Source organism: Nitrobacter sp. 62-23 (genome assembly GCF_001897285.1).
Lineage (GTDB): Bacteria > Pseudomonadota > Alphaproteobacteria > Rhizobiales > Xanthobacteraceae > Nitrobacter.
In genome coordinates, this window is record NZ_MKSM01000041.1 from 1 (window position 1) to 9,926 (window position 9,926).

Annotated in this window: 11 protein-coding genes; 3 read left to right on the plus strand and 8 right to left on the minus strand. The window is 63.0% G+C overall.

Annotated elements, in window-relative coordinates:
• Positions 1 to 496, plus strand: a 496-nt coding sequence (gene rpsD / locus BGO16_RS04000) for a 30S ribosomal protein S4 (RefSeq protein ID WP_292617306.1), incomplete at its 5' end; no start/stop codon positions are given.
• A gap of 94 nt (positions 497 to 590) precedes the next feature.
• Here rpsD and BGO16_RS04005 read toward each other — a convergent pair.
• Together BGO16_RS04005 and grxD are read right to left on the minus strand one after the other, a co-directional pair.
• Positions 591 to 854 (minus strand): PepSY domain-containing protein, encoded by a 264-nt coding sequence (locus tag BGO16_RS04005; RefSeq protein WP_292617307.1) that lies wholly within the window; start codon positions 852 to 854, stop codon positions 591 to 593.
• 303 nt (positions 855 to 1,157) lie between these two features.
• A complete protein-coding gene (gene grxD / locus BGO16_RS04010; protein ID WP_292617308.1) occupies positions 1,158 to 1,496 on the minus strand; it encodes a Grx4 family monothiol glutaredoxin in 339 nt (112 codons plus the stop codon).
• A 281-nt stretch (positions 1,497 to 1,777) separates the two neighbouring features.
• On the opposite strand from grxD, the gene egtB reads away from it, so the two are divergent.
• Entirely contained in the window at positions 1,778 to 3,040 is a 1,263-nt protein-coding gene (gene egtB / locus BGO16_RS04015) for an ergothioneine biosynthesis protein EgtB (RefSeq protein ID WP_292617309.1), read from the plus strand.
• 47 nt (positions 3,041 to 3,087) lie between these two features.
• Positions 3,088 to 4,050 (plus strand): L-histidine N(alpha)-methyltransferase, encoded by a 963-nt coding sequence (gene egtD / locus BGO16_RS04020; protein WP_292617310.1) that lies wholly within the window; start codon positions 3,088 to 3,090, stop codon positions 4,048 to 4,050.
• A gap of 16 nt (positions 4,051 to 4,066) precedes the next feature.
• Here the strand turns inward: egtD and BGO16_RS04025 are convergent, their stop codons facing one another.
• The 6 genes from BGO16_RS04025 to purC all read right to left on the minus strand — a co-directional run.
• Positions 4,067 to 5,254 (minus strand): low temperature requirement protein A, encoded by a 1,188-nt coding sequence (locus BGO16_RS04025; RefSeq protein WP_292617311.1) that lies wholly within the window; start codon positions 5,252 to 5,254, stop codon positions 4,067 to 4,069.
• 28 nt (positions 5,255 to 5,282) lie between these two features.
• Complete coding sequence (locus BGO16_RS04030; protein ID WP_292617312.1) at positions 5,283 to 5,516, minus strand: BolA family transcriptional regulator; 234 nt, start codon at positions 5,514 to 5,516, stop codon at positions 5,283 to 5,285.
• A gap of 183 nt (positions 5,517 to 5,699) precedes the next feature.
• Positions 5,700 to 7,910, minus strand: coding sequence for a phosphoribosylformylglycinamidine synthase subunit PurL (purL, locus tag BGO16_RS04035; protein WP_292617316.1), 2,211 nt, complete (start codon positions 7,908 to 7,910; stop codon positions 5,700 to 5,702).
• Positions 7,911 to 7,918: 8 nt separating this feature from the next.
• The gene (purQ, locus tag BGO16_RS04040; RefSeq protein ID WP_292617313.1) at positions 7,919 to 8,620 is read right to left on the minus strand and encodes a phosphoribosylformylglycinamidine synthase subunit PurQ; all 702 of its coding nucleotides are present in this window, start codon (positions 8,618 to 8,620) and stop codon (positions 7,919 to 7,921) included.
• 161 nt (positions 8,621 to 8,781) lie between these two features.
• Positions 8,782 to 9,024 carry a phosphoribosylformylglycinamidine synthase subunit PurS gene (purS, locus tag BGO16_RS04045; protein ID WP_292617314.1) on the minus strand — a complete coding sequence of 81 codons (243 nt, stop codon included), beginning with the start codon at positions 9,022 to 9,024 and terminating at the stop codon, positions 8,782 to 8,784.
• Positions 9,025 to 9,187: 163 nt separating this feature from the next.
• On the minus strand, positions 9,188 to 9,926 hold a 739-nt coding region (gene purC, locus BGO16_RS04050; protein WP_292617315.1), incomplete at its 5' end, for a phosphoribosylaminoimidazolesuccinocarboxamide synthase.

Consider the following 9,926-nt stretch of genomic DNA (forward strand, 5'->3'; position numbering starts at 1 on the left):
CAAGGGCAAGCTCTCCGACTTCGGCACCCAGCTCCGCGCCAAGCAGAAGCTCAAGGGCTATTACGCCAACATTTCCGAACGCCAGTTCTACGCGATCTATGTCGAGGCGACCCGCATGAAGGGCGACTCCGGCGAGAACCTGATTGGCCTGCTCGAGCGCCGCCTCGACACCGTGGTCTATCGCGCGAAATTCGTACCGACCATGTTCGCCGCGCGCCAGTTCGTCAATCACGGCCACGTCAAGGTCAACGGCCGCCGCGTCAACATCCCGAGCTACAAGCTCAAGGTGGGCGACGTCGTCGAGGTCAAGGACGCCTCGAAGCAGCTCGCGCTGGTGCTGGAAGCCAACCAGCTCGCCGAACGCGACGTGCCTGACTTCATCGATGCCGACCACAACAAGCAGGTCGCGAAGTTCATCCGCATCCCGCACCTTTCCGACGTGCCGTTCGCGGTGCAGATGGAACCGCATCTGATCGTCGAGTTCTATTCGCGCTGATCCCTGCGGCCCGATTCAAAAAAAGCCCCGGATGTCTCCGGGGCTTTTTTATTGTCACTGTCATATGTCTTTTGTTGCCATATGCAGGCGCCGATCAGTCGTCGTCCCGTTCGCTCTTGGTGATCTCACCGCTCTTCGGATCGACATGAAGATCGTAACGGACGCCCTTAAGATCGGCCTCAAGTTCCCAATGACCGTCGTCGGCCTCGACCTTGCTGAAGTTGGTGTATCCCTTGGCCGTCAGCTTCTGGATGACCTGATCCGCAGGCATCCAATCGGCTCCCGGCTGGTCGGCATGGGCAAGGCCGGCAGCCGCCATGGCCGCCGCCATCGCGATGGCGACATATCGTATTTTCATCCCATGATCTCCCTGCAACGAATTGGCAAGAACAACCATTCGTCGTCAGGGTTCCTCATGCTGCGACGTCACGCCTCACGTCACATGAGCGATCACAGGTGACGACACAGGGAATCGCACGCTGTCGTCACGCGCCGCGAGCAATGGCGGATCCTCGCCGCGGCAACGGATCGCGCCATCGCCGCCGATCAGACCCATTCGCCGCCTCGACGATCGCGTCAACATCCAGCGCCATGATTCAGCACCATGACGTCCGCAGCGATAATCCCGAGCGCAGGGATCAGGAGCGTGTCAGGCCTGTCGTCAGGCCGACGCGGGCGCGTTGAACGTAATGCCCTTGTCGGAGAACAGCTTCTGCAGTTCGCCGGCCTGGAACATTTCGCGGACGATGTCGCAGCCGCCGACGAATTCACCCTTGACGTACAACTGCGGAATTGTCGGCCAGCTTGAATAGGTCTTGATGCCGTCGCGAAGGTCCGGAGATTCGAGCACGTTCAGACCTTTGTAGCCGACGCCCACGTGGTCGAGAATCTGAACCACCTGACCCGAAAAACCGCACTGCGGAAATTGCGGCGTGCCCTTCATGAACAGCACGACGTCATTCGACTTCAGCTCGTTCTCGATGAATTCCTTAATGCTCATCATCACATCCTTATAACCGCTGCGTATAGCCGCACGTTCAGAGGGCCGCCAGCGACCCTCCCAGTTGGGCTAGCTATAACCCGAAACCGTTGTGTAATAAAGTAAATAGCCGGGGAAACTGCCATGCATGGTCGCATCGCCCGTTGCCACGCCTTCCCGCCCGCGGGTCGCAACGGATAGCTGCCGCCTCCAGCACAGACGCGGGGCCTCTCGCAGGCGCGGAGCCGATTGTTCTCCGGAACCCATCCTCCGGAGCAACGTTCTCTCTTCCGAAACCGGAGATGTCCGTGACGAAACCAGCGTCTGCCGCGGCCGTGACGGCCATTTCGAACCTGCCGCTATTTTCCAGCTCCGGAACGCTGGCCAGCCGCCTGACGGAAGCATTTCTCGCCGTTCGGGGCGAGACGGAGCGACGCGCGGCGCCGCTGTCGCCGGAGGATCAGACGGTGCAGTCGATGCCGGACGCCAGCCCGGCGAAATGGCACCGTGCCCATACCACCTGGTTCTGGGAACAATTCCTGCTCGGCCAGCACAGTCCCGGCTACGTGCCGTTCCATCCCGATTACGCCTTCCTGTTCAACTCCTATTACGTCAGCGCCGGCCCGAGATATGCCCGTGCCCAGCGCGGCCACATCACGCGGCCGGGCGCCGAGGAGATCACCGCCTATCGCCGGCACGTCGATGCCGCGGTCGTCAAATTCTTTCACGACACCAACGACAAAATGCTGGCGGGGCTGGCCCCGCTCGTCGAAGCCGGCCTCAACCATGAACAGCAGCATCAGGAACTGATGCTGACGGATATTCTGCACGCGTTCGCGCAAAATCCGACATCGCCAGCTTACGATGCGTCGTGGCGTTTCCCGACGCCGGCCGCGGACGCGGAGGGATGGATCACGCTGAACGAGGGCATCCACACCATCGGGCATCAAGGCAAGGGCTTCCATTTCGACAACGAAAAACCTGCCCACCGCGCCCTCGTGGGACCGGTGAAGCTCGCGCGCGATCTCGTCACCAACGCCGACTGGCTCGCCTTCATGGACGACGGCGGCTATCGCACCGCGACGTTGTGGCTGATGGACGGTTTCGCCACAGCCACCGAGGAGGCGTGGGAAGGGCCCGGCTATTGGCACAAGACCGGCGACGGCTGGCACATCATGACGCTTGCGGGCTTGCGGCCGGTCGATCCCGACGCGCCGGTCTGCCATGTCAGCTATTACGAGGCCGAGGCGTTCGCGCGCTGGAGCGGCAAGCATCTGCCGACCGAGGTGGAATGGGAGGTCGCCGCGCGCGCTGGCCAACTCAATGACGCGTTCGGCAGCGTGTGGCAATGGACGCGAAGTCCATACGCGCCCTACCCCGGATATCGCGCGGACCGGGGCGCGCTCGGCGAATACAACGGCAAGTTCATGGTCAACCAGTTCGTGCTGCGCGGCTCGTCGCTGGCGACGCCCAAAGAACACAGCCGTGTCACCTACCGAAACTTCTTTTATCCGCACCACCGCTGGCAATTCACCGGTCTGCGCCTCGCGGATTACGACACCTGATCATCGTCAATTTCGAAAATGCGTCGCGACGCGCCAGGGAGGCTGTCATGAATCTGCACGCTGCCGCTTCGGCCGGGACAGTCCCCGATCAGACGACACCGACATTCGCAAGCGACGCCATCGCAGGACTGACGCAACATCCGAAACAGATTCCGCCGAAGTATTTTTATGATGCCACGGGCTCCGAACTGTTCGAGCAGATCACGCGGCTGCCGGAATACTATCCGACCCGCACCGAGCTTGGCATCCTGCGCGAGCGTGCAGCGGAGATCGCCGCGATCCTGCCCAAGCACGCGGCGCTGGTGGAGTTCGGCGCCGGCGCTCCCACCAAGGCGCGGCTGCTGCTGGAGGCATGTGAATTCGCCGCCTACGTGCCGGTGGACATATCGGGAGACTTTCTCAACGCGCAGGCGCGAGGACTGCGAAAAGACGTCCCGCACCTGCAAATCCATCCGGTGACCGCGGATTTCACCGCGCCGTTCGGTCTGCCCGATCAGGTCAGGGCGATGCCCAAGGTGGGCTTCTTCCCCGGCTCGACGCTCGGCAACTTCGAGCCGCACGAAGCCAGCCGCTTTCTGCGCGGAGCCTGCAGGATTCTCGGCGAAGGGGCGCATATGCTGATCGGCGTCGACCTCGAGAAGAACGAACGGGTGCTGTATGACGCCTATAACGATGCCGCCGGCGTCACCGCGCGATTCAATCTGAACATGCTGGCTCGCATCAACCGCGAACTCGGCGGCAATTTCGACCTGTCCGCATTCACCCATCGCGCGATCTACAATCGCGAACGTCACCGGATCGAAATGCACCTCATCAGCAAGAGGCCGCAGACCGTTCGTTTGCAGGGCCGCAGCATCCCGTTCCGCACCGGCGAGAGCATTCACACCGAAAGCAGCTACAAATACAGCATCGATCGCTTCACCGCGCTGGCGAAGGGCGCGGGCTGGACACCGATCGCATCATGGACCGATCCCGACGAAATGTTTTCGGTTCACGCATTGGTATGCTGAACCCAGGCGTCGCTTCCTACGCATCCCGATGCGAATCGGACCCCAGCGAGATTGCCTCCCACGCCGCCACGATCATCAGGACCGCCGCCGCGATTGCCGCGAGAGACAGCGGCGTGAACCGCGAGGCGAACGGTATCAGCACGAGCAGCAGGACGATTCCGACCAGGTGGGAGAGTTGGTAGATGCCGCGGATGGCGTGCTTGAACAGGATCGTTCCGATCAGGTAGAGCAGCGGGCCGCCGACAATGCTGAGCGTTTCCTTGGCTCCGACATGACCGCCCGGATGCGCCAGCAGCAACTCGTCGCCGACGGCGGAGACGATGATCCCGGCCACGACCGGAAGATGCAGATAGGTATAGGCGAGACGCGCCAGCCTTCCTGAATCCGACGATTGCGAAATGTGTTCCGATCCGGCTTCCGCGCCGAGATGAAAGTAGACCCACCACATCGCGATGCTGCCGACGAGCGCCACCACAAAGGCGCTAACCGCGGTCACCGTCCATACAGCGTCGGCGAAGGTTGCCCCGGTGACGACGATGGATTCGCCGAGCGCGATAATGATGAACAACGCGCAGCGCTCCGCCATGTGGCCACCCTCGACGTCCCAGTCCTGCGTGGTCGAGGCGCCGAGGCGTGGCGTGTGGAACCGCATCGCCGGACCGGCATATTCGATCGCGAGCGCGACGAGCCATAGAGCGATGCGGATATTGCCGTCGGCCAGCCCGCCCGCGATCCAGAATACCGCGCTCGCGACGAGCCAGGTCAGAATGCGGATAAAGTTGTTGCGCTGGCCGACCGCCGTCCTCGGCACCGACCAGAGGAAGAACAGCGTCCGTCCCACCTGCATGGCGGAATAGGCGGCCGCGAATGTCAGGCCCCGATTGTCGAAAGCCCTGGGGATCGAGGTCGACAGCAAGAGGCCGCCGAGCATCAACCCGAACAGCATGATCCGCACCGGCGCGCGGTCGGGGTCGAGCCAATTAGTTGTCCAGGACGTAAAGACCCAGACCCACCACACCGCCAGCATCAGCATGGTGACTTGCAGCACGCCGAGCGGCGTGAAGTGCGCGAGCAGCGTGTGGGAGATTTGCGTGATCGCGAAGACGAACACCAGGTCGAAGAACAGTTCGACGTAGGTCACGCGGTTGTGCTGGTCAGGGCTGCGTTCCCGCAGAAGCCTGCCATCGTTGTTGACGCGCGGCATCACCCCCTCTGCGACGGCGCGTCGGGAACTACTCCGGAACGCCGGTCTGCAACGCCAGTGCGTGGAGCACGCCGCCCATGTGTCCCTTGAGGGATTGATAGACGATCTGATGCTGCTGCACGCGGGACTTGCCGCGAAACGACTCCGAGATCACGGTGGCCGAGTAATGGTTGCCGTCGCCGGCGAGGTCCTGGATCGTCACCTGGGCGTCCGGAATCGCCTCCTTGATCATCGACTCGATTTCCCGCGCTTCCATCGGCATCAGAGTGCCTCCCAAATCCGCCACATCCCGGAATCGCCGCGACGGCATTTCAACTTAATATGGCTATCTCATCACGTCACGCAGCCCGATCCCATACTCGCACGAACTTTGCCAATCGCAAGAGCGAAGGTAACCGCGAGCCAGCGCCGGTTTATGGCACGCGTTGCGTGCCGTGAGCCGCGGTCACCCTTTTCCGGCCATATAGTCCGGCAGCCAGCTTTCAAAACCGTGCTGCAGGGCCTTGACGGCGACGGCGCGCTCGGCGGCGATGGCGATCTCGCGTCCGCCTGTCAGGCCGATCTGGACGCAGGGCACCCCGACCGCCCTGAGCTTGGTGAAAACGCTCAGCAGATCATTCTCATGCACGGTGACGATGTAGCGCGCCTGATCCTCGCCGAACCACCAGGCATGCGGCACGATCGCTTCCGGCGCGGCATCGAGAACGGCGCCGATGCCGCTCGCCATCGCCATTTCAGCCAGCGCCACCAGAAGTCCGCCGTCGGAGACATCATGCACGGCCGTAGCGGTGCCGGCGTGGATCATGCCGCGCACCACGTCGCCATTGCGCCTTTCCGCGACGAGGTCGACCGGCGGCGGTGCCCCCTCCTCGCGGCCGCAGACGTCGCGCAAATACACCGACTGACCGAGCCAGCCTTGCGTCTCGCCGATCAGCAGGATCGGATGTCCCTCGGCCTTGAAGGCGAGCGACGCGGATTTGGTGAAGTCGTCGAGCAGGCCGACGCCGCCGATCGATGGCGTCGGCAGAATGCCTCGGCCGTTCGTCTCATTATAAAGGGAGACGTTTCCGGACACGACCGGAAAGTCCAGCGCGGTGCAGGCTTCCGAAATACCCTTCAGGCAGCCGACGAACTGGCCCATGTTCTCGGGCCGTTCCGGATTGCCGAAGTTCAGGTTGTCGGTGATCGCCAGCGGCCGCCCACCCACCGCGGTGATGTTGCGCCACGCCTCCGCGACCGCCTGCTTCCCGCCTTGATAAGGATCGGCCTCGCAATAGCGCGGCGTCACGTCGACCGTGAGCGCAAGCCCCTTCGGCCCGTCCAGCACACGCACGACAGCCGCGTCACCACCCGGGCGCTGCACGGTATTGCCGCCGATGACGTGATCGTACTGCTCCCACACCCAGCGCTTCGAGCAGAGTTCCGGCGTCGCGATCAATTTTTCCAGCGCGTCGGTGACCGGCAGCGGCGGCGCGACATCGCGGGCGTGAACGACGGGCAGTTGCGGAGAAGGAACGTGCGGCCGATCGTACAAGGGCGCTTCCGATTCCAGCTCCTTGATCGGCAGGTCGGCCATCACGTCGCCGCCATGCTTCACCACGAAACGCTTGCTCGGCGTGGTGGTGCCAACGATGGCGAAATCGAGGCCCCACTTGCGGAAGATCGCTTCCGCTTCCTTCTCCTTCTCGGGCTTGAGCACCATGAGCATGCGCTCCTGGCTTTCGGAGAGCATCATCTCGTAGGCGCTCATACCGGTCTCGCGCGTCGGCACGCTGTCGAGATCGAGGTCGACGCCGAGGTCGCCCTTGGCGCCCATTTCCACCGCCGAACACGTCAGCCCCGCCGCGCCCATGTCCTGGATTGCGACGACGCAGCCCTTCGCCATGATTTCGAGACAGGCTTCCAGCAGCAGCTTTTCGGCAAAGGGATCGCCGACCTGAACGGTCGGGCGCTTCTCCTCGCTGTCGTCGTCGAATTCCGCCGACGCCATGGTCGCGCCGTGGATGCCGTCGCGGCCGGTCTTGGAGCCGAGATAGACGATCGGCATGTTCACGCCTGAGGCGGCTGCATAAAAGATCTTGTCGGCGTCGGCGAGGCCGACCGCCATGGCGTTGACCAGAATGTTGCCGTCGTAACGGGTGTGGAAGCGCACCTGCCCGCCGACCGTCGGCACCCCGAACGAGTTGCCATAGCCGCCGACCCCGGCCACAACGCCGCTGACGAGATGTCGCGTCTTCGGATGCGAGGGATCGCCGAAGCTCAGCGCATTGAGGCAGGCGATCGGGCGCGCGCCCATGGTGAAGACGTCGCGCAGGATGCCGCCGACGCCCGTGGTCGCGCCCTGATAGGGCTCGATATAGCTCGGGTGGTTGTGGCTCTCCATCTTGAACACCACCGCCTGCCCGTCGCCGATGTCGATGACGCCGGCGTTCTCGCCCGGCCCCTGGATCACCCAAGGCGCTTTGGTCGGCAGCCCGCGCAAATGGACGCGCGAGGATTTGTAGGAGCAATGCTCGTTCCACATCGCCGAGAAGATGCCGAGTTCGGTGAAGGTCGGCGTCCGGCCGAGCAGCTCGAGAATGCGCTCGTATTCGTCCGGCTTGAGGCCGTGCGAGACGACGAGTTCGGGTGTGATCGAGGGTTCGTTACTACGCAAAGGCTTATTCACGCCGCCCGCTCCAGATGCGCCACCAGCCCGGCGAACAGCCCGCGGCCGTCGGTGCAGCCCATGACGTCTTCGACGTGGTTTTCCGGATGCGGCATCATGCCGAGCACGTTGCCGCGCTCATTGATGATGCCAGCGATCGACTGCGCCGCGCCGTTGATGTTGTGGGTGTCGCCGATTTCGCCGGACGGCGAGCAATAGCGATAAAGCACGCGGCCTTCGCCTTCGAGGCGGCGGACGGTCTCTTCATCGGCGGCGTAATTACCCTCGCCATGGGCGACCGGCACGCGGATCACCTGCCCGGCATTGTAGCCGCGCGTGAACGGAGTATCCGAGCGCTCGACCCGCAGATGCACGTCGTGGCAGATGAACTTCAGCCGCGCGTTGCGCATCAAGATTCCCGGAAGAAGTCCTGACTCGCATAGAATCTGGAATCCATTGCAGACGCCGAGCACGAGACCGCCTCGAGAAGCAAAGGCGCGCACCGCGTCCATCACCGGCGCGCGCGCGGCGATAGCGCCGCAGCGAAGATAATCGCCATAGGAAAAGCCGCCGGGCACCACGACGAGATCGGTACCCTCAGGCAGCGAGGTTTCCGCGTGCCAGACCATGGCGGGTTGGCGCCCGGACACGAGCCGTAAGGCGCGCGCCATGTCGCGCTCGCGATTAATGCCGGGAAAGACGAGGATTGCGGACTTCATCTGCCAGATCCGGAAGCGTGACGTCCTTTGACTAAACCAGCCTCCGTCATGCCCGCGCTTGTCGCGGGCATCCACGTCTTGACTGCGGCTTGGCAAGACAGACGGGGATGGCCGGGAAGCCGGTCATAACGAGAGTGGAGCTTCTGCCTGCCCGGCATCGCCTAACCCAGAACCTCGACGCGATAATTCTCAATCACGGTGTTGGCCAGCAACTTGTCGGCGGCGGCCTTGAGCACGGCCTCGGCCTTGGCTTTGTCCGCGCCGGCGAGTTCGATGTCGAACACCTTGCCCTGGCGCACGCTGGCGATGCCGTCGACGCCGAGCGACTTCAGCGCGTCCTCGATCGCCTTGCCCTGCGGATCGAGAATGCCGGTTTTCAAAGTAACGGTGACGCGCGCTTTCATTTTGAAACGTAACCCGTCTGCTTCTCCTCTCCCCTTGCGGGAGAGGGTGGTCCGAATGTCGCTGGCGGCATGAGGACCGGGTGAGGGGTCGCTCCAAATGCCGAACCCGTCCCCTCACCCGGCTCGCAATGCCCGCCACCCTCTCCCGCGAGGGGAGAGGGATTTACCCCTTCACCAGCACCGGGCCGGAGCCGACGGGACGTTCGTTTTCCATCAGGATGCCGAGCCGCTTCGCAACTTCGGTGTAGGCTTCCACCAGCCCGCCGAGATCGCGGCGGAAGCGGTCCTTGTCGAGCTTCTCGTTCGACTTGATGTCCCACAGCCGGCACGAGTCGGGCGAAATCTCGTCGGCGACGACGATCCGCATCATCTCGTTCTCGAACAGCCGGCCGCATTCCATCTTGAAATCGACGAGGCGGATGCCGATGCCGAGAAACAGCCCGGTGAGGAAATCGTTCACGCGAATCGCCAGCGCCATGATGTCATCGATCTCCTGCGGCGTCGCCCAACCGAACGCCGTGACGTGCTCCTCGGAGACCATGGGATCGTTGAGCTGGTCGTTCTTGTAATAGAACTCGATGATCGAGCGCGGCAGTTGGGTGCCTTCCTCGATGCCGAGCCGCTGCGACAGCGATCCGGCGGCAACGTTGCGGATCACGACCTCGAGCGGCACGATCTCGACCTCGCGGATCAGTTGCTCGCGCATGTTGAGGCGACGGATGAAATGGGTCGGCACCCCGATGTCGTTGAGGTGCTGGAACAGGTATTCCGAAATCCGGTTGTTGAGGACGCCCTTGCCCTCGATCACCTGATGTTTCTTGGCATTGAACGCGGTGGCGTCGTCCTTGAAATGCTGGATCAGTGTGCCCGGCTCCGGTCCTTCGTAAAGCACCTTGGCCTTG

Coding starts and splice junctions, on each gene's coding strand:
- BGO16_RS04030 (WP_292617312.1), bottom strand. CDS start 5,516: ATGCCGATGGAAGCGCGGGAAATCGAGTCGATGATCAAGGAGGCGATT.
- egtD (WP_292617310.1), top strand. CDS start 3,088: ATGAATCTGCACGCTGCCGCTTCGGCCGGGACAGTCCCCGATCAGACG.
- purQ (WP_292617313.1), bottom strand. CDS start 8,620: ATGAAGTCCGCAATCCTCGTCTTTCCCGGCATTAATCGCGAGCGCGAC.
- grxD (WP_292617308.1), bottom strand. CDS start 1,496: ATGAGCATTAAGGAATTCATCGAGAACGAGCTGAAGTCGAATGACGTC.
- egtB (WP_292617309.1), top strand. CDS start 1,778: ATGTCCGTGACGAAACCAGCGTCTGCCGCGGCCGTGACGGCCATTTCG.
- purS (WP_292617314.1), bottom strand. CDS start 9,024: ATGAAAGCGCGCGTCACCGTTACTTTGAAAACCGGCATTCTCGATCCG.
- BGO16_RS04025 (WP_292617311.1), bottom strand. CDS start 5,254: ATGCCGCGCGTCAACAACGATGGCAGGCTTCTGCGGGAACGCAGCCCT.
- BGO16_RS04005 (WP_292617307.1), bottom strand. CDS start 854: ATGAAAATACGATATGTCGCCATCGCGATGGCGGCGGCCATGGCGGCT.